This window comes from Pseudomonas sp. MS01C9, from assembly GCF_058202755.1.
In genome coordinates, this window is sequence record NZ_CM177073.1 from 772,166 (window position 1) to 790,396 (window position 18,231).

The 18,231-nt window shown below is 63.4% G+C and carries 16 protein-coding genes; 7 read left to right on the top strand and 9 right to left on the bottom strand.

Annotated elements, in window-relative coordinates:
• Positions 1-63: 63 nt before the first annotated feature.
• Complete coding sequence (locus tag AC1M7R_RS03585) at positions 64-915, bottom strand: alpha/beta hydrolase (RefSeq protein ID WP_165887341.1); 852 nt, start codon at positions 913-915, stop codon at positions 64-66.
• Positions 912-1,706, bottom strand: a complete 795-nt coding sequence (locus AC1M7R_RS03590) for an alpha/beta fold hydrolase (protein WP_072393528.1) — start codon at positions 1,704-1,706, stop codon at positions 912-914. Before AC1M7R_RS03590 ends, AC1M7R_RS03585 begins: the two co-directional genes overlap by 4 nt.
• Positions 1,707-1,934: 228 nt before the next feature.
• Here AC1M7R_RS03590 and AC1M7R_RS03595 point away from each other — a divergent pair, with 228 nt between their 5' ends.
• The gene (locus AC1M7R_RS03595; protein WP_092180293.1) at positions 1,935-4,949 is read left to right on the top strand and encodes an RHS repeat-associated core domain-containing protein; all 3,015 of its coding nucleotides are present in this window, start codon (positions 1,935-1,937) and stop codon (positions 4,947-4,949) included.
• 19 nt (positions 4,950-4,968) lie between these two features.
• Here AC1M7R_RS03595 and AC1M7R_RS03600 read toward each other — a convergent pair whose 3' ends face one another.
• The 4 genes from AC1M7R_RS03600 to AC1M7R_RS03615 all read right to left on the bottom strand — a co-directional run bounded on the left by AC1M7R_RS03600 (position 4,969) and on the right by AC1M7R_RS03615 (position 7,328).
• On the bottom strand, positions 4,969-5,412 hold the full coding sequence (locus tag AC1M7R_RS03600) for a hotdog fold thioesterase (protein WP_072393534.1): 444 nt from the start codon (positions 5,410-5,412) through the stop codon (positions 4,969-4,971).
• 62 nt (positions 5,413-5,474) lie between these two features.
• Positions 5,475-5,927, bottom strand: coding sequence for a phosphohistidine phosphatase SixA (gene sixA / locus AC1M7R_RS03605; protein WP_072393537.1), 453 nt, complete (start codon positions 5,925-5,927; stop codon positions 5,475-5,477).
• Positions 5,924-6,271 carry a DUF4389 domain-containing protein gene (locus AC1M7R_RS03610; RefSeq protein ID WP_072393540.1) on the bottom strand — a complete coding sequence of 116 codons (348 nt, stop codon included), beginning with the start codon at positions 6,269-6,271 and terminating at the stop codon, positions 5,924-5,926. The genes sixA and AC1M7R_RS03610 overlap by 4 nt, the downstream gene beginning before the upstream one ends.
• Positions 6,272-6,302: 31 nt before the next feature.
• Positions 6,303-7,328: an NAD(P)H-dependent glycerol-3-phosphate dehydrogenase gene (locus AC1M7R_RS03615; protein ID WP_072393543.1), complete on the bottom strand. Its 1,026-nt coding sequence runs from the start codon at positions 7,326-7,328 to the stop codon at positions 6,303-6,305.
• 164 nt (positions 7,329-7,492) lie between these two features.
• Here AC1M7R_RS03615 and AC1M7R_RS03620 point away from each other — a divergent pair, with 164 nt between their 5' ends.
• The 5 genes from AC1M7R_RS03620 (at position 7,493) to fabB (ending at position 14,468) form a co-directional block, all read left to right on the top strand.
• The gene (locus AC1M7R_RS03620; protein WP_231991055.1) at positions 7,493-9,652 is read left to right on the top strand and encodes a TonB-dependent receptor plug domain-containing protein; all 2,160 of its coding nucleotides are present in this window, start codon (positions 7,493-7,495) and stop codon (positions 9,650-9,652) included.
• Complete coding sequence (locus AC1M7R_RS03625) at positions 9,653-10,585, top strand: ABC transporter substrate-binding protein (RefSeq protein ID WP_072393546.1); 933 nt, start codon at positions 9,653-9,655, stop codon at positions 10,583-10,585.
• Positions 10,582-12,483 (top strand): ATP-binding protein, encoded by a 1,902-nt coding sequence (locus AC1M7R_RS03630; RefSeq protein WP_440776482.1) that lies wholly within the window; start codon positions 10,582-10,584, stop codon positions 12,481-12,483. Before AC1M7R_RS03625 ends, AC1M7R_RS03630 begins: the two co-directional genes overlap by 4 nt.
• Positions 12,484-12,720: 237 nt before the next feature.
• Complete coding sequence (gene fabA / locus AC1M7R_RS03635) at positions 12,721-13,236, top strand: 3-hydroxyacyl-[acyl-carrier-protein] dehydratase FabA (RefSeq protein ID WP_072393552.1); 516 nt, start codon at positions 12,721-12,723, stop codon at positions 13,234-13,236.
• Positions 13,237-13,247: 11 nt separating this feature from the next.
• Positions 13,248-14,468 (top strand): beta-ketoacyl-ACP synthase I, encoded by a 1,221-nt coding sequence (gene fabB / locus AC1M7R_RS03640; protein ID WP_072393556.1) that lies wholly within the window; start codon positions 13,248-13,250, stop codon positions 14,466-14,468.
• A gap of 198 nt (positions 14,469-14,666) precedes the next feature.
• Here fabB and AC1M7R_RS03645 read toward each other — a convergent pair whose 3' ends face one another.
• Together AC1M7R_RS03645 and AC1M7R_RS03650 are read right to left on the bottom strand one after the other, a co-directional pair.
• A complete protein-coding gene (locus AC1M7R_RS03645; RefSeq protein ID WP_072393559.1) occupies positions 14,667-15,131 on the bottom strand; it encodes a DUF3859 domain-containing protein in 465 nt (154 codons plus the stop codon).
• A 224-nt stretch (positions 15,132-15,355) separates the two neighbouring features.
• Positions 15,356-16,309: an amidohydrolase family protein gene (locus AC1M7R_RS03650; RefSeq protein ID WP_410000441.1), complete on the bottom strand. Its 954-nt coding sequence runs from the start codon at positions 16,307-16,309 to the stop codon at positions 15,356-15,358.
• A gap of 161 nt (positions 16,310-16,470) precedes the next feature.
• On the opposite strand from AC1M7R_RS03650, the gene AC1M7R_RS03655 reads away from it, so the two are divergent.
• Positions 16,471-17,331 carry a pirin family protein gene (locus AC1M7R_RS03655; protein ID WP_076406468.1) on the top strand — a complete coding sequence of 287 codons (861 nt, stop codon included), beginning with the start codon at positions 16,471-16,473 and terminating at the stop codon, positions 17,329-17,331.
• A gap of 160 nt (positions 17,332-17,491) precedes the next feature.
• Here the strand turns inward: AC1M7R_RS03655 and AC1M7R_RS03660 are convergent, their stop codons facing one another.
• Complete coding sequence (locus tag AC1M7R_RS03660) at positions 17,492-18,220, bottom strand: dienelactone hydrolase family protein (protein WP_072459309.1); 729 nt, start codon at positions 18,218-18,220, stop codon at positions 17,492-17,494.
• Positions 18,221-18,231: the final 11 nt, after the last annotated feature.

An 18,231-nucleotide genomic window follows, 5' to 3' on the forward strand; every position in this document is an offset into this window, starting at 1 on the left:
CGGATATCGGTCATGCTTGTCTCCCTTTCAACCCGCCCAGCCTCGACAGTTGCCCGACGCAAGTCAAGAAAGGCTGAAGAACCGATTGAAACAGTCTGCTACAAGCGTCGCCCCGGACTCATCGTTCAGGTGCAGATGGTGGCCGCCGGGCAACAGCTCATGGCTGAAGGGTAGACGCTCCAGCAACTGCGGGTGGCGGGCAAGCATGCCATCGGCCGCCACCACCAGATGCGCGGGGCAACCGACCCGTTCCACGAACGCCATGGCCTGTTCCTCGGTCAGGCGCAGCGGCGATGGCAGGGTCAGGCGATTGTCGGTGCGCCAGGTGTAACCGCCCGGCACCGGCATCAGCCCGCGCTGGGCCAGCAGGCCGGCGGCCTCTCGGCTGACCGCCACCACCCCTTTCATGCGGGCTTCGATAGCCCGGTCGAGGGTCTTGTAGACCGGTTTGCTTTTTTTCCGCAGATCCAGTTGCGCCTGCAGGGCCATGCCCATGCGTTCGGCGGCGTCGTCGCCCTGGGCGGTGGGCGGGATCACACCATCGATCAGCCCCAGGTGCGTCACCCGTTCCGGCAATGAGCCAGCCAGCACCAGGGACACGATGGCGCCCAGGGAATGCCCCAACAGCGCAAAACGCTGCAACCCCAGCTGCTCGGCGACCTGCAGCACATCATGGGCATAGTCCCACAGGGCGTAGCCGGCGCCGGGCGGCCGATGTCCGGAATGACCGTGGCCGGCCATGTCCAGGGCGATGATGCGCAACCCTTCGAGCCGGGGAGCCAGGCGGGCAAAGCTGTTGGCGTTGTCCAGCCAGCCATGCAAGGCGATCACCGGGTGCCCGTCCTCCGGCCCGAACAGGTGCGCCGCCAGTTCGATATGGGGCAGGCTCAGGCGGACTTCCTCGACCTGGCTCATGCGCGGCGTCCTTCCCAGCGCTGGAACAGGTCCTTGAGCAGGTTGGCGGTGTCCAGGGGGCGTTCCAGTGGAAACATATGCCCACCGGGCATGCTCAAGGCCTCGCCCCGGGGCATGCGCCCCACCGTGCGGGTGTGATGACGCATCACCACACGACTCTGGCGACCGCGTACCACGGCCAGCGGCACCTGGAGCTTGCGGGGCCGACCGGGGCTGGTATGAGGCACGCCGCGGTAGATGCTGATTTCCGTGGCCGGGTCGAAGCGCAGTCGCCAGCGATCACCCACCTGTTGCAAGCCATGTTGCAGGTAGGCATCGAAGCAATCCGGGTCGAAACCGCGAAACAGCGTCTTGCCGGAAAAATACTGCCGGGCCGACTCCAGGTCTTCGAACTCCTCGCGCCGCCCCAGGGTGCGGCCGGCCGGCGTCAGGCGATCGATGAAGCCCAGGCGCTTGGCCGCCAGGATCACCCATTGATCGGCGCGGGTCAGCACCGGCGAATCGAGCATGACGACCCCGCGATACAGCCGGGGGCAGCGCAACGCGGCATGCAGGTGCAGCACCCCGCCGAGGGAATGCCCGACACCCCACACAGGCTGCGGTTGTTGTTCCAGGTGATGGATAAGCTCGTCCACCAGGTTGTGCCAGTTGTCATCCGCCGGGAAACTCGGGTCGTGGGCGTGCTGCTCCAGATGCGCAACCTGATATTGCGGAGCCAGCGCCGCGAATAACTTGCCATAGGTGCCCGAGGGGAATCCGTTGGCGTGGGCGAAAAAGATCGGTTGCGGCATTGCGGCAGATCCATGGACGGGGAAACAGGTCCTGATTGTCCGCAAGACGCGCTCTTGCAGCAATGACCGTAACTGCCAGGAATGATGACGGCGGCGTTTCGCCAATGAAAACCCGCCCTCTTCAACAGCCTTCAGGGTTGCCCACCTGTTACTTCTGACAGTTGACGCCACCGGTTAACCACGAATAACTGGCAACAGATTCGTCGCTCCCTGGTGAGGTCGACCTTCATGCACGCCAGAACCCCCACGGTCACCATAAAGGACCCGCGAAAACTTGAGGTCGCCTCGGTGTCCTACTATCGCAATACCCCCGGCCAGGCCGCTGAGCCGCGGGTTCATCGCCAGTCCTACGATGTCGCGGACCGCCCCGTGACCAGTCGCGATCCGCGTCTGTTCAAGCTGCTCGAGACCGAGCCGGATGCCCGTCCCAATCTGAAAACGCTTTTCAGCCTCTCAGGACTTCCCCTCTACAGCGATAGCGTCGACGCGGGAAGCCGCCTGGCCTTGTTCGGCGTGGCCGGCCAACACCTCATCGGCTGGGACAGCTTGTACGGGCAAGTGCGAAACGACTACGACTCACGGTTGCGCACCGTCAGGATCGTCGAGCAGGCGCCAGGTGCTCCGGCCAGGAACCGTGCCTTCTATGCCTACGGCGACAGCACCCCGGCATCGGCTTCGCATAACCGATGCGGCCGCTTGATCCGCCACGACGACAACGCTGGCACACAGCTTTTCACTGAGTTTGCCCTGACAGGCGGCGTCAGCTCCCAGACCCGGCATTTTCTCAAGGACCTGCAAGAGCCTGACTGGCCCGCCGATGAAGCAGAAAGGGACCGGTTGAACGAAGCAGGGAATGGCGCCGTCACTCACACCGTCCATGACGCGCTGGGGGAGCCGGTCCGCCAGCAGGATGCGCAGGGCAACGTCCAGTTCATGGAGCTGGATGTCGCCGGACAACTGCACCAGGTCCGCCTGCAGCTCGCCGGGCAGCCACAGGCCACGGCGCTGATCAAGGACATGGACTACAACGCCTCGGGCAACGTCGAGCGCCAGACCGCCGGCAACGGCGTGGTAAGCGAGACCCGGTACGACCCACAGGATGGCCGGTTGCTGTGCATCAAGGCCGGCGTTCCCGGTCATCCACCGCTGCAGCACCTGATTTATGGCTATGACCGGGCCGGCAATATTCTCAGCCTTCAGGATGGGACCGCACAGACCCGTTATTTCCGCAACCAGAGAATCGAACCGACTCGCACCTTTAGCTACGACAGCCTTTATCAACTGATCGAGGCAAGCGGCTGGCAACGGCTCGACAGCCAGCACGGCCCCCAGGAACCGGTTTTCGTTTCCCCTCCCGACCCCGGGCAACTGGAAAACTACCGCCAGGCCTACCATTACGATCACAGCGGCAACCTCACGACACTGATCCACAGCGCCGCCAGCCGCAGCTGGACACACCAGATGGCGATTTCCAGGTACAGCAACCGGGGACTGCCGCAAAAGCCCGACGGCAGCTTGCCCGGCGAGGAGGAGATCGCTGCCGGGTTCGATGCCAATGGCAACAGGAAACAATTATTGGCCGGTCAGGACCTGACCTGGGGCCAGGGCAACCTGCTGCGACAGGTTCATCAGGTCGTGCGCGAAGATGCGGCGAACGACAGCGAAATCTATGTCTATGACGAATCAGGCCAGCGCAAACGCAAGGTTCGCGTGACCCATGACGCGCGCAACAGTCGAACGCGAGAGGTGAGGTATCTGCCCGACCTGGAAATCCGCACCTGGGCCGAAGAAGTCCTGCAGGTCATCTCGATACAGGCCGGGCGCTGCTCGGTGCAGGTGCTGCATTGGCAATCGGGCAGTGTCCGGGCCGACCAGTACCGCTACTCCCTGACCAACCACCTGGGCTCCAGCACGCTGGAGCTTGACGCCCATGCCGATATGATCAGCGAGGAAATGTACTACCCCTATGGCGGTACGTCATGGTGGGCCGGCCCGGACAAGACGCAGGCGAGCTACAGGACACGGCGTTATTCGAACCAGGAGCGCGATGCCACCGGCCTGTATTATTTCGGCAAGCGCTACTACGCCCCCTGGCTCGGACGCTGGCTGAGTGCCGATCCGACCGGGATCGGCGATGGCTTGAACCTGTTCGCCATGGTCCATGGCAATCCGGTCCGGTTCGTCGATTTCCAGGGCCTGGTGGGCGTCGACACACTCTCGGCCGTCGGCGCCACGGGCGCCCGGGAATTCACCAGCGCCCTGCTCGCCTCGTTCATGCAATACCCGCTCGCGGCGCTCATGGCACCTGCGAGCCTGGGAGTGACCATTGCCGGTGCCACCGCAGGCGCCATTTCCGGCGGCATCAGCGGGTACGCAAGCGCCAATTGGGCCCAGTCCAGGCTCTCGGTCGACGATCCTTCCAGTTGGGCTCCCCTGATCGCCAAAATCGGTGGCGCCGCCCTGGGAGCCGCGGTGGGAGCTGCGCCGTCCCTGCTGGGTTCCCTCGACCCCCGGGGCAATTCCGCGGCTGTTGCGCAGATCGCCGGGGTTTTCGCAACGGTATATCGCGAAATGAGCGCCCAATATTTGGCGGATGTCGGCCCGAGCAATCCCAGCGTCGGGCGCACGGACCTGATCACAGGCTCGGCCAGCATGGGCGCCGTGGGCCTTGCCGGCGCGGCGGCAGGCTATGGTGGAGCGGCCCTGTTCGGCTCCGGGCCGGCGGGGAGTGCCCTGCAATCGATCGTCGCCGGTGCCGCGGCGACAGGTCTCGGCGCCGCCGCTGCCTCGGGGGTCAGGGGACTGAGGGGCACCCCCACCAAGCCCTCGAAAGGAACAGGCCCTGCATTCGACAAGGCCAAGGCTGTGGTGGGTGCCAGCAGCCGGCACTTCTTCGCCTCCCTGGGCCAGGCCGCCAATCTGGCGGTCGTGCAGATTCCCGGATACGGTGACCTGGACGCCAATACCCGGGCCCTGGTAAGCCGAGCGATCAGCAGCGCCATCGGTGACCTGCGCTCGACGTTCGTGACCACCGCCACTCCGGGGTTGAGCGCGGAGCTGGGGCAGACCACCTGGGATGTGGAAAAGGGCACCGTGGGTACCGCGATCACCCGCGAAAACGTGCCAGTGAGCATCGGCACCGTTCCCCCATCGCAGGTCGACCCCTATTTCTATATGGTCAGCGAATTGCCCGAAGGCCGGCGCAAATACTCACGGAGCCAATTGAACATCGGACATATGTGAACGAAACGGCCTGCCGCCATCAGCGCGATGGCGGTTGCTCTCCCAACGGAACGACCGCCATGGTCAGGCGCGACACGCAGTTGAGCTTGCCGTTATCGTCGGTCAGGCGAATATCCCAGACCTGGGTGGTACGACCCAGGTGAATCATCCGGGCCGTGGCCGTCACACGCCCGCTGCGCACGCCACGCAAATGGTTGGCGTTGATCTCCAGGCCCACGCAATAGAATTTGCTCGTGTCCACGCACAGGTAGGCCGCCATGGAGCCGACCGTTTCGGCCAGCACCACCGAAGCGCCCCCATGCAGCAGGCCGAACGGCTGGTGAGTGCGGTGATCGACGACCATGCTGGCGGTCAGGGACTCGTCGTCGAACGACTCGAAACGGATGTCCAGCATTTCGCTGATGGTATTTTTACCAGCGGCGTTCAGTTGCTCGATATTGGGTGTATTGCGCCACAGACTCATCGTTGCCCTTTCCTTCTGCTTGTCGTTGCATTCAATCCTGCCCAAGCCGCGCCGTTTGCGGCTTATGGGTGCTTGATGCCGTTGAGCTTCATCGCCCCGGCCAGGGGCAGGTCACCTTCGAGCTCCGCCAGGCCGGCGGTTTGCACCTGTTCGGGTTGCTGCAGATGGCCGTGCTGTGCAAGACCGAGCAGGCTGCCCACCAGCGGGTTATGGCTGACCAGCAGGACATGGTCCCGGTCGTCCAGGTGCTCCAGGACTTTCTGCGGCCGGGTTTCCGGCTTGAGCCAGTCGACGGTGATCAGCTCCGGCTCGAACCCCAGCGCTTCGCGCACCAGCTGCGCGGTTTGCTGGGCACGCACGTAGGGGCTGGCATAGATGGCGGTCAGCGGCCGCCCCATCAGCTCGGCGGCGCTGCGCAATACTTCTTCGCGACCGTGAGCGGTCAGGGCCCGCTCGGGATCGGGACGAGCACCGTGAGGCTCGGCCTCGCCATGGCGCAATACCCATACTTTCATAGTTTGGGCTCCTCATCACGGACAGGATGTGGGGCGGGTGCCACGGCATGCGGCGCCTCGCCTTCCGGCGCACGCGGCGTTGGCCAGTCCGCGAACGGCCAGGGCTTCTGGTCGCTGTGGAAGGTGCCGAAACGGCCGATCTGGGCCAGGAACTGGCTCAGGCTATCGCCGAAATTCATCAGGCTGGCACTGGGGGCGCCATAGATCAGCCGATAGATCAGTTGCACCAGCACCACCGCGCCGAGAATGAATTGCGCCACCTGCCAGACCAGCAGGTAGATCACCATCCACAACACACGCAACAGAATGGACTCGTATTGGGGCTGCCCTTTCGGATCGTTCATGGTTCGCTCCTGTTTCTCTATCGCCAGAGGCTCAGTTGAAGCCACTGGTGGAAATGAAATCGACATCGGTCTTGGGTTCGCCACGCATCAACAGTTCGATGACCTGTTCAAGGGTGCGCCCTTCGAACAGGATCGCGTGCAGCCCGGCGACCAGCGGCATGTAGACCCCGGTCTCCTGGGACTTGGCCTTGAGGACCTTCAGGGTGTTCACCCCTTCGGCCACTTCTCCCAGGCGCGATACGGCCTCGTCCAGGCTCAGGCCCTGGCCGAGGGCGAAACCGACCTGGTAGTTTCGGCTCTTGGGCGAGGAACAGGTGACGATCAGGTCGCCCACTCCAGCCAGTCCGAGGAAGGTCATCGGATTGGCGCCCTGGCTGACGGCAAAGCGCGTCATTTCCGCCAGCGCACGGGTGATCAGCATGCTCTTGGTGTTCTCGCCCATGCCCAGCGCCACGGCCATGCCGGCGATGATCGCGTAGACATTCTTCAGCGCCCCGCCCAGTTCCACGCCGAAACGGTCGGCACTGGCGTAGACCCGGAAAGTCCGGCCGTGAAGTGCAGCCTGGACCCGCTGGCACAACGCCTCGTCTTCACTGGCCACCACCGTGGCGGTGAGGGCGTGCTCGGCGATTTCCCGCGCCAGGTTCGGCCCGGAAATCACACCGATCCGCGCTTTGGGCGCGATCTCCTCGAGAATCTCGCTCATGAGCTTGAAGGTCTGGGCCTCGATGCCCTTGGTCAGGCTCACCAGCAGCTTGCCGCTCAAGCGTTCGGCGTGAGGCGCCAGCACCGAGCGCAAGGCGCTGGAGGGCAAGGCGACGAAAAACAGGTCGCAGCCCTCGAGGGTCGCCTGCAGGTCGGTCACCGGTTCCACTTCCGGGCGGATCTTGATGCCCTTGAGGTAGCGCGGATTCTCGCGGTTGACCCGAATGGCCTCCGCCTGCTCCGGGTCACGCATCCATTGACGCACCGCATGGCCATTCTCGGCCAGCAGGTTAGCCACGGCGGTACCGAAACTTCCGCCCCCCAGGACCGCAATCGGGCGCTGTTCAGTCATATGCAATCCGTTCATCCATACCAAGTGGCGATGCCGGGCATTATACGGAGCGGCCGGATCGCGACTAGTGTCAGCATCAATTACCCGCAACCGTAGGAAGCTGACCATCAATTGCCAGGAAAATGCCGTCAACTCAACTGGAAAAGTCTCTCAGCTCAGTTAACATGCCTGCCATCCTTCTGCTACCTAAAGGCTATGCCGTGTCCGTAGGCTCTTCCCGCTCAGGTTCGTCGCTGCTATTGGCACTGTTCATCAGTTCGCCAGTGTGGGCTGACGACTTGTTCGTGGACAGCCAGCCCCTGCCGCAGGTCCTGACCGCCACGCGATTGAAGCAGTCGCCCGCAGCGGTGCCCGGCAGCATGACCGTGCTGGACAGCGAGCTGATCAAGGCCAGTGGCGCCCGGGACATCAGCGAATTGCTGCGCCTGGTGCCCGGCATGATGGTCGGCAACCTCACCGGCAACCAACCCACCGTGAACTACCACGGCACCAACGCCAGCGAAGCACGCCGCATGCAGGTGCTGATCGACGGCCGCTCGGTGTACCGCGCCGGCCTGGCCACGGTGGACTGGAGCGACATTCCGGTCGCCATGGAGGACATCGAACGGATCGAAGTCTTCCGCGGCCCCAACACCGTCAGCTACGGCGCCAACGCCCTGATGGCGGTGGTCAACATCATTACCCGCGCCCCGGCCGACAGCCACGGCACCCGCCTGAAAATGACCCGCGGCCAACGCGGCATCAGCGACTGGTACGCCAGCCAGGGCACTGCCTGGGACAGCGGCGACATGCGGCTTTCCCTGTCCGGCCAGGAAGACGACGGCTTCGACAGCAACCGCAACGGCGCCGACTACCGCGACGGCCGACGCTTGAACCGCTTCAACCTGTCGGTCAGCCAGACCCTGGACGAACGACAGAGCATCGACTGGCAGTTGAACGCCAAGGATGGCACCAACCAGCGGCCCTACACCTACAAGCCAGTCTTCGCCGGGATCACCGCGGCAGGGGATAACTCCGACGTCATTGCCAAGGACTATGCCGGTTCGTTGCGCTGGAACCTGGACCTGGACCCCGACCACAGCCTCTACGTACAAGGCTCGGTCCAGCATTGGGACCGCCAGCAGACCTGGCGGGCCTGCGATGCCGAGGTGTCCTTCAGCCCACAGTTGACCGATCTTTGGCTGCTCAACCCCAATTACGCCGAGAAGCTGGCGCGCAACATGCCCACCTTCACCAACACCGGCGCGCCCCCCGGAACGGCCCAGGAGCAGGCGCTGGCCAACCAGGTGCTGGACCAGTGGCGCAACGGCGCTTCGCGGACCGTCTGCGGCGACATCGACCAGAGTGCCCGGGAATCGCGTTATGACCTGGAAATCCAGGACACCCTGAGCCTGTCCGACAGCCTGCGACTGGTGACCGGGGCGAACTATCGCTATGACCGCGCCGACTCCGAGACGTACTTCAACGGCACCCTGGACGACACCACCTGGCGACTGTTCGGCCAGTTCGAATGGCGAGCCACCGAACATTGGCTATTGCAGGGCGGCGCCATGTTCGAGGACACCCGCCTGATCGGCAGTTCGCTGACGCCACGGGTGGCACTGAACTACCTGATCACGCCGCGCCATGGATTGCGGGCGGTGTACTCCGAAGCAGTGCGCTCACCGGACATGTTCGAGAACAACGTCAACTGGAGCTACCAGGTCACCAACCTGCAACCCAACGCCTTCGGCCGCAGCAGCGCCCGCTACTTTGTCCAGACCCGTGGCCCGGGGAACCTCGACCAGGAACACATGCGTTCCCGGGAACTGGGCTACAACGGTTATTTCATGGACCTGGGCCTGTCGGTGGATGTGCGGGTGTTCCATGACGAAATCACCGGCATGATCAGCGAACCGCTGCGCAACAACCAGTACATCGCCAGCAACTCCAACGAATCGCAGTTCTCCGGCGCCGAGACCCAGCTGGACTGGCGCATGACCAGCGCCGACCGCCTGCGGGTGACCTATGCCTACGTCGACGCCCTGGCCAGCAACGCCCTGGACGAAGCGCTGACCGCTCGCAACAGCGGTTCGGCCGGGTGGCTGCGGGACTGGGGCCAGGGCTGGAACAGCTCGGTGTTCTACTATGCCGCCGACGCCCTCAATGGCTACCGCTTCGAACGGGTCGATACCCGCCTCGCCCGGCGCATCCCGCTGGGCAAGGCCAACCTCGAACTGGCGGGCGTCCTGCAGGAACGTCTCGACAACCAGCCCACCACCTTCGTCGACAACCGCTACGACTCCCGTCATGTCCTGTACTTCAGCGCGGAGCTGTCCTTCTAGATGGTCCGGGACCGATCGCGCAAAAGGCCCTTTGCCTGGCGCCTGCCACTGGCGCTGTGCCTGGTGGTCGCCGGTTGGTTGTCCGTGATCGAGGCCAGGGCCGCCGATATTCTCCTGACCGGCGCCCAGGACAGCCCCGGCGTGCAGTCCTTCACCCAGGCCCTGAAGGCCCTGCGCCCCGAAGACAGCGTGCGATTCATCCCCGTGGCGAGCCTGCCGGCACCGGACAAGCTGCCGGCCACGACCCGGTTGGTCCTGCTCGACCTGCCCAGCCTCGACTGGCGCCTGCAAGCCTCCCAGGGCCCGGCCACGCTGGTGTTGCGCATCAGCCGCCAGCAAGCCATGGAACGCCTGGGCGAGACGACACCCGCTCATCTGAGCCTGCTGTGGAGCGATCCGCCAGTGGCGCGGCAATTGCGCTTGATCCGCATGATCCTTCCGCAGGTGCGACGCATCGGTGTGCTGTTCGATGGGCACAGCGAGTTCTTGCTCAGGGAAATCCGCCAGGCCGCCGCGCCGCTGGGTCTCGAGATCGTGACCGAACGCTGGGACGACACCAGCGACAGTCGCCCCCTGCAGAATCTGCTGGGTCGCAGCGATGTGCTACTGGGCCTCGATGACCCCGACCTGTACAACCCCAAGACCGTGAAAAACCTGCTGCTCAGCAGCTATGCCCGGCAACGTGCGCTGATCGGGCCCAGCGCGGCTTTCGTCAAGGCCGGCAGCCTGGCCAGTACCTACAGTGACCAGGAAGACTGGCTGGCGATCCTCGACGAGCTGCTCGACCGCCCCGCTTCCAGCTGGCCGCGCACCTTGTATCCGGCCCGCTTCAAGGTCTTGAGCAATCAACAGGTCGCACGCTCCCTGGGGATCGAACCGATCGACACCGAATCCGTCGCCGCGCAGTTGGCCGAAGGAGAATCACGCCCATGACCTTGCGTCGCCGTTGGGATATCAATACCCGCACCCAGCTCATCGCCCTCGGCCCGGCGTTGCTGCTGACCGTGCTGTTGATCAGTTTCTTTACCTTCGTGCGGATCCAGGACCTGCGCCAGGAACTCAATCACACCGGGCAACTGATCGCCAACCAACTGGCGCCGGCCACCGAGTACGGGGTGATTTCCGGTAACAACGAAGTGCTGGAAAGTCTGCTCACCGCCACCCTGGCCACGCCCCATGTGCGTTTCCTGGAAGTCCAGGACAGCGCGGACCGCGTCCTGGTGTACGTCGAACAACCCGCCCAGGCCCGCAGCCACTCCCAACAGATCGAGGTTTTCCAGGCACCGGTGCGCCTGCAACGCATTGCCCTGAACAATGACTTCCTGCAAGGCAACAGCACCACCATCGAGAGGCCCGGCGAAGACTACCTGGGCCGGGTGATTGTCGGCATGTCCAACGACGCCTTCAGCCAGCGGCAACAGGAGATCCTGTTCAAGGCCGCGATCCTGGCGCTGTTCGCCTTGCTGTTCACCTTTCTGGTGGCGCGCCGCCTGGCCGCCAACCTGTCCCGGCCGATCCGGGACATCGGCGATGCGGTCAAGGCCATCCAGCAGGGTGACTACAGCAAGCCCCTGCCCATCGTCGACGATGCCGAGCTGGGGGCCTTGTCGCGGCACATCAACAACCTCGCCGACGGCCTGGAACAAGCCAGCCGCGAGCAGCACCAGGCCATGACCCAGTTGATCAAGACCCGGGAAGAGGCGGAAAAGGCCAACAGTGCCAAATCCGAGTTCCTGGCAATGATGAGCCACGAGCTGCGCACCCCCATGAACGGTGTGCTGGGCATGCTGCAGTTGCTGGAAACCACCCGGATGACCGACGAGCAGCACGAGTACACGGCGCTGGCTTCGGAATCCACCGAGCACCTGCTGAAGGTGATCAACGACATCCTCGACTTCTCGCGCATCGAACGCTCGGCCCTGGAGCTGGAGCACATCCCGTTCAACCTGGCGGAACTGGTGGGCAGCTGCGCCCAATCCTTCCAGCACAGCGCCGCGCAACGCAGGCTCGGCCTGGACCTGCAGATCCCGGACGACATGCACGCCCTGCAGGTACAAGGCGATCCGACACGGATCCGGCAGATCCTGGTGAACCTGATCGGCAATGCGCTGAAATTCACCGAGCAGGGCCGCGTCACCGTGCAGTGCCAGTGGCAGGCCCTGGACCACGAACTGCTGTGGTTCACCTGCACGGTACGCGACAGCGGCATCGGCATCCCGGCCGAGAGCCTGGAGCGCATGTTCGACGCCTTCCAGCAAGCGGACAGCTCCATCTCCCGACGCTACGGCGGCACCGGCCTGGGCCTGCCGATCGCAAGGACCCTGGCCGAACGCATGGGCGGAACGTTGCGGGCCCAGAGCGAGGAAGGCCAGGGGTCGGTGTTCACCCTGGAAATCCCGCTGGCGCTGTCCACCCAGGTCCCGGCTGCCCTGGCACCTCGCCTGCCCGGCGGCAACGGGCATGGTGAGGGCCGGCACGTGCTGCTGGTGGAGGACAATCCGGTGAACCAGACCGTGATCGAAGCCATGTTGCGCAGCCTGGGGTTCGCCATCAGCATCGCCTCCGACGGCGCACAAGCCATACGCAGCGCCGAAAGCCTGAAGTTCGACCTGATCCTCATGGACTGCCGGCTGCCCATCGTCGACGGTTACGAGGCCACTCGGCAGATTCGCCAGCTGCCGGGGTGCGACCAATTGCCGATCGTCGCGTTGACGGCCAACGCCCTGCAAGGCGACCGCGAAGCCTGCCTGGCGGCGGGCATGAACGATTACCTGGCAAAACCGTTCAAAAGAGTTGATCTGCAGCAGATTCTGCAGCGATGGGTGCATTAGTAGCCTGTGTGGCTGGCGTGAAAAGCGAAAGTGCGGCAGTCTTAGGCACCCGACGAGCCTCGACTGGGGGCTTGAATTAATATTTCAGTGCACAGTTGTTCATTCATTTTCCTGTGCGCTGTGACTTTCACTACAACGCAATAGTCTATGGGTAGGCTGCCGATGCGAGGCATGAACGCTTCGATCGGTCGGGAAGATTCGCCCCACCCTGCCGCATGGGATTATTGAGGAGCTCGCATGACCAAACAAAACGCCTTTACCCGGGAAGACCTGCTGCGCTGCAGTCGCGGTGAGCTGTTCGGCCCAGGTAACGCGCAACTGCCCGCCCCGAACATGCTGATGGTGGACCGCATCACCCATATCAGCGACGAGGGTGGCAAGTACGGCAAAGGTGAATTGGTCGCCGAGCTGGATATCAAGCCGGACCTGTGGTTCTTCGCTTGCCACTTCGAAGGCGATCCGGTGATGCCGGGCTGCCTGGGCCTGGATGCCATGTGGCAGCTGGTCGGTTTCTTCCTCGGCTGGCAAGGCCTGCCGGGCCGTGGTCGCGCCCTGGGTTCGGGCGAGGTGAAGTTCTTCGGTCAGGTACTGCCGACCGCCAGCAAGATTACCTATAACATTCATATCAAACGTGTCCTCAAGGGCAAGCTGAACATGGCCATTGCCGATGGTTCGGTGGCTGTCGACGGACGCGAGATCTACACCGCCGAAGGCCTCCGGGTCGGCGTTTTCACCTCCACTGACAACTTCTAAGGGTTATCCGCATGCGCCGCGTCGTTATCACTGGTCTGGGCATCGTTTCTTGCCTGGGCAATGACAAAGAGACCGTCTCCGCTAACCTGCGTGCAAGCCGCCCTGGCATCCGGTTCAACCCGGAATACGCCGAAATGGGTCTGCGTAGCCAGGTTTCCGGCTCCATTGACCTCAATCTCGAAGAGCTGATCGACCGCAAGATCTACCGTTTCGTCGGCCACGCGGCGGCCTACGCCTACCTGGCCATGAAAGATGCCATCGCCGATTCCGGACTCACCGAAGAGCAGGTTTCCAACCCGCGCACCGGCCTGATCGCCGGCTCCGGTGGTGCCTCCACACTGAACCAGATGGAAGCGCTGGACATCCTGCGGGAAAAAGGCGTCAAGCGCGTCGGCCCGTATCGCGTCACCCGGACCATGAGCAGCACCGTTTCCGCCTGCCTGGCCACGCCTTTCAAGATCAAGGGCCTGAACTACTCCATCGCCTCCGCCTGCGCCACCAGTGCCCACTGCATCGGTACCGCCATGGAACAGATCCAGATGGGCAAGCAGGACATCGTGTTCGCCGGCGGCGGTGAAGAGGAACACTGGAGCCAGTCGTTCCTGTTCGACGCCATGGGCGCCCTGTCCAGCAAGCGCAACGACACCCCCGAAAAAGCCTCTCGCGCCTACGATGCCGACCGTGACGGTTTCGTCATTGCCGGTGGCGGTGGCATGGTGGTGGTCGAGGAACTGGAACACGCCCTGGCCCGTGGCGCGAAGATCTATGCCGAAATCGTTGGCTACGGCGCCACCTCCGACGGCTACGACATGGTGGCCCCGAGTGGTGAAGGTGCTATCCGCTGCATGCAGATGGCAATGTCCACCGTCGACACGCCGATCGACTACCTGAACACCCACGGCACTTCCACTCCGGTCGGCGACGTCGCGGAAATGAAGGGCGTGCGTGAAGTGTTCGGCGACAAGGCCCCGGCCATCAGCTCCACCAAGAGCCTGTCGGGGCACTCCCTGGGTGCCGCCGGCGTCCACGAAGCGATCTACTGCATGCTGATGATGGAAGGCAACTTCATTGCCGGTTCGGCCAACATCGACGAGCTGGATCCGGAAGTGGCCGACCTGCCGATCCTGACCAAGACTCGCGAAAACGCCACCATCGACACCGTGATGAGCAACAGCTTCGGCTTCGGTGGCACCAACGCCACCCTGGTCCTGAAGCGCTGGCAAGGCAAGTAAGCCTCGCCGTCACGCCGCACGCGAAAACGCCCCGACTGGTTCGGGGCGTTTTTTTTGCGCCTGCTCAACACACCGTAGTCCCCTTTGTGGAAGCGAGCATGCTCGCGACTGCAGCGTGTCATGCACCCGATAAGTTGACTGGCCTGACGCAATCGCGAGCAAGCTCGGTGCCATATGGGGTCTGTGGTGAATTGGAACTCAGCGCACTACAAACCGCTGCTGGGCCAGCAGCCGATCCCCCTGGAACACCATGAACCGCCACTCACCCGGTACCACTTCGTGGCTCTCGGTGAATTCGTAGGCCATGACGTCCTGGGGCGCACCGGGTACCAGTTTCTGGACGACTTCGAGTTTATCGTGGCGCAGGCCATCGGGGGTCTGGATGCCAGGCGTGAAATACAGCAGGGTCAACGGCTGGTCATCGGCGACCTTGCCCGCCAGCTGGTAGCGCATGCCGAACTTGGTGCCCAGCTTCGCCGGAACCTCCTGGGTCTGGCGGATTTGCTCGTTACTGCGACGCAGGACCCGCTCCCCCGATTGCAGCTCGGCTTGCGGGCCTTCGAAGACGCCGTACTCCACCGGACCTTCGACACGGACCTGCGCCTGAGCCAGGCCACAGGTCAACAGCAGCGCGAACAGTGCGCTTGAACGGGTGAATTGCATGGTGCGCTCCTTGGATTGAGATGAGCGCGAGGGTATGACGCGGCAGTGACAGGTTGATGACAAACCAGCATCACCGAGCAGCCTCTGTGGCGAAAGGATTTATCCCATTGGCTCGCCAAGCGGGCTCAAGCCCGATGTCTCGGTGGCCGGACCGATCACCATCGAAGCTTCGGGCCTGTTGCACAGTCAGCGGGGATAAATCCCCTCGTCACAAAGCACTTTCCTTATCGTCGGACCGAACGAGGCAGCACCGCCAGGAAATTATCCCGCGCCACTTTCCTGGCCACCTCCTCGGGCAAGGCATCCAGGAACGGATCGAAGCCGTGCAGCTCGTGACCGAGCTTCTTGAACCGTCCGACCACATCCGAGCCCACCATGAAGCGGTCGGGGAAGCGCTTCACCAACTCGACCCACTCCGGTCGAGGCTTGCCTGCCTCGTCCAGCAGGTAGGGCGTCAGCAGGCTCCAGGACAGGTCGATGTACAGATTGGGATAGGCTTCGAGCATCCGGCTCAGCGTCGGCAAGAGGAAATCCAGCTGGGTCTGGTGCCGATGGATCTCCATGCTGGTACCGGCGTGGGCCCAGATGAATCGGGTGTGGGGATGATTGCGCAGCGGCTCTTCGATTTCCGCCAGGTACAACGGGTTCCTTTCGCGCTTGGAGGTGATGTTGGAATGCAGCATCACCGGCAGGTCGTTCTCCGCCGCCAGGTGATAGATCCGCGTCATGGCCTCGTTGTTGGCCCGCGGCGTATCACCCGAGGTCAGCGCCGTCAGGTCATCGTGGCGCGTGAAGACTTCGCCGATGCCCTGCCATAGCCCCGGATACAGATCGAGCATGCGCTGGATGTGGGCGGCGGAGTTCTTGTCATTGGGGTTGAAGCCGGACAGGAACGGATGGAAACGCTGGCGCTGCTCGGTCGTCAGCTTGTTCACCGCCGCCGCGACGATCACATCGGTGGCGCTGTACCAATAGGCATCGGCATCGTCACCGGCGTAGTAACGTGGGCGCTTGGGCTCGTCTTCATGCCATTTCTTGGCCACCGGGATACCGGAGATCATGACGTGCTCGATGCGATTGTCGTCCATGGCCTTGAGCAGCTTGGGCATCCCGGCGGTTTCCTGGAAGAAGTCGACGTAATGCAGGTGCGCATCGCTGTAGGTGTATTCGCGAGCCATGGTCGCGCTGCTCGAAACGACCAGCAACCAGGTAAGGATCAGACGGGTCAACGGATAACTTCCCAGGAACGTGAGCAACATAGACCCTGGCCTTGCCACCTGGGTTCAAGTACCCGTGCCGGGTTATGCTCGCCACATCCGTTACCGACCAGGAAGACACCATGCCCACGCCCCTGACCGTCCGCCCCCGCGCAGAAGATGTCGAAGGCCAGCCGATCCTTCGTCCACTGCCCTGCGCCAAGTGCCGCAGCGTCGGCCCTTTCGTGTTTTTCGACCATATGCTGCAAACCACCTACCCGGCCGGCCAGGGGATGAATATCCGTCAGCACCCCCACATCGGGCTGTCCACCCTCACCTACCTGTTCGAGGGCACGCTCCAGCACAAGGACAGCCTCGGTTCCGATCAGGTGGTGGAGGCCGGCGATGTGAGCTGGATGACCGCCGGCAGCGCCATTGCCCATGTGGAGCGCACCCCAGAGGCGCTGCTGGGGGAAGCCTTCGCCCTGCACGGGCTGCAAGTCTGGCTGGCCTCGCCCCAGCCCCACGAACAAGGACCGGGACACTACAGCCATCATCCGGCCCGCACCCTACCGGTCAGCGAAAACCTGGGGGTCAGTATCCGCATGATTGCCGGGTCAGGCTTTTGCCTGGAATCACCGGTGCCGGTGCTGTCTCCTACGCTATACGCAGAATTGAACCTGCAAACCGCGACGACCTTGCTGATTCCCACGGAGCATGAAGAACGGGCGTTGTACGTATTGAGCGGCGAGGCAATGCTGGAGGGCGAGCCGGTAGAGCCGCACACCCTGGTGATCCTGCCGACGGGCGAAGAAATGACTTTGTGCGCCGAAAGCGACTGCCATGCCGTGCTGTTCGGCGGAGCACCGCTGGACGGGCCGCGACGGATGAACTGGAATTTCGTCTCCAGCGACCCCGCCCGCATCGACGAAGCCCGCCGGCGCTGGGCGGCCGGAGACTGGCCGAGCGTGCCAGGGGAAAGCGAGCGGATCGAGTTGCCCTGATTCCAGGATTGCTTGTCGGGCCACCATCGCGAGCAAGCTCGCTCTCACATCGGATTTGAGTGATCACGGAATGTGCGTTCACAGCGGATCATTGTGAGAGCGAGCTTGCTCGCGACGGCTTTATACCAGGCAACAGGAGATTCAAATCCAGAACCCGGCTTCAGCCCCTGAACACCTCGTCCAGCAAGTTATGCATCGACCGGAACGCGCGATTGGCGACCTTGGCGTTGTACATCATCTTGCCGGGGACATTGGCCTGCGGATCGGTGAACGAATGCACCGCTCCACCGTAGCTCAGCAATTGCCAATCCACCCCGGCGGCATTCATTTCCTCCTCGAATGCCGGTAGCTGTTCCTTGGGCACCAGCGGGTCGGACGCACCGTGCATCACCAGCACCGAGCCCTGGATATTTCGCGCATCCGTCGGATCCGGCGTGTCCAGGGTGCCGTGGAAGGAGATGGCGGCCTTCAGCGGCGCGCCGGTGCGAGCCAGTTCCAAGGCACAGCAACCGCCGAAACAGAAGCCGAATGTGGCGAGTTTCGACACATCGACCGGTGCCTCGCCCTGGCTCTGCAATTGCTCGAACGCTGCCTGCATGCGCTTGCGCAACAGGGCCCGATCATTCTTGAGCGGCATCATCGCCGCCCCCGCCTCATCGGCATTGCTCGGACGCACCGTCTGTCCGTACAGGTCGGCGATCAACACCACATAGCCATTGGCTGCCACGGACTTGGCGATCTCCTCGGCTCCCGCCCCCACTCCCATCCAATTCGGTGCCATCAACAGGCCCGGGCGCGGGCCCTGCTGGTTGATGTCGAAGGCCAGGCGGCCTTCATAGGCTTGACCTTCGATCTGATAGACCAGTGAACGAACCGTGATCTGACTCATGACGGACTCCT

Excerpts from the sequence above, each read along its gene's own strand:
- AC1M7R_RS03585 (WP_165887341.1), bottom strand. The coding sequence starts at position 915 with ATGAGCCAGGTCGAGGAAGTCCGCCTGAGCCTGCCCCATATCGAACTG.
- AC1M7R_RS03590 (WP_072393528.1), bottom strand. The coding sequence starts at position 1,706 with ATGCCGCAACCGATCTTTTTCGCCCACGCCAACGGATTCCCCTCGGGC.
- AC1M7R_RS03595 (WP_092180293.1), top strand. The coding sequence starts at position 1,935 with ATGCACGCCAGAACCCCCACGGTCACCATAAAGGACCCGCGAAAACTT.
- AC1M7R_RS03600 (WP_072393534.1), bottom strand. The coding sequence starts at position 5,412 with ATGAGTCTGTGGCGCAATACACCCAATATCGAGCAACTGAACGCCGCT.
- sixA (WP_072393537.1), bottom strand. The coding sequence starts at position 5,927 with ATGAAAGTATGGGTATTGCGCCATGGCGAGGCCGAGCCTCACGGTGCT.
- AC1M7R_RS03610 (WP_072393540.1), bottom strand. The coding sequence starts at position 6,271 with ATGAACGATCCGAAAGGGCAGCCCCAATACGAGTCCATTCTGTTGCGT.
- AC1M7R_RS03615 (WP_072393543.1), bottom strand. The coding sequence starts at position 7,328 with ATGACTGAACAGCGCCCGATTGCGGTCCTGGGGGGCGGAAGTTTCGGT.
- AC1M7R_RS03620 (WP_231991055.1), top strand. The coding sequence starts at position 7,493 with ATGCCTGCCATCCTTCTGCTACCTAAAGGCTATGCCGTGTCCGTAGGC.
- AC1M7R_RS03625 (WP_072393546.1), top strand. The coding sequence starts at position 9,653 with ATGGTCCGGGACCGATCGCGCAAAAGGCCCTTTGCCTGGCGCCTGCCA.
- AC1M7R_RS03630 (WP_440776482.1), top strand. The coding sequence starts at position 10,582 with ATGACCTTGCGTCGCCGTTGGGATATCAATACCCGCACCCAGCTCATC.
- fabA (WP_072393552.1), top strand. The coding sequence starts at position 12,721 with ATGACCAAACAAAACGCCTTTACCCGGGAAGACCTGCTGCGCTGCAGT.
- fabB (WP_072393556.1), top strand. The coding sequence starts at position 13,248 with ATGCGCCGCGTCGTTATCACTGGTCTGGGCATCGTTTCTTGCCTGGGC.
- AC1M7R_RS03645 (WP_072393559.1), bottom strand. The coding sequence starts at position 15,131 with ATGCAATTCACCCGTTCAAGCGCACTGTTCGCGCTGCTGTTGACCTGT.
- AC1M7R_RS03650 (WP_410000441.1), bottom strand. The coding sequence starts at position 16,309 with ATGGCTCGCGAATACACCTACAGCGATGCGCACCTGCATTACGTCGAC.
- AC1M7R_RS03655 (WP_076406468.1), top strand. The coding sequence starts at position 16,471 with ATGCCCACGCCCCTGACCGTCCGCCCCCGCGCAGAAGATGTCGAAGGC.
- AC1M7R_RS03660 (WP_072459309.1), bottom strand. The coding sequence starts at position 18,220 with ATGAGTCAGATCACGGTTCGTTCACTGGTCTATCAGATCGAAGGTCAA.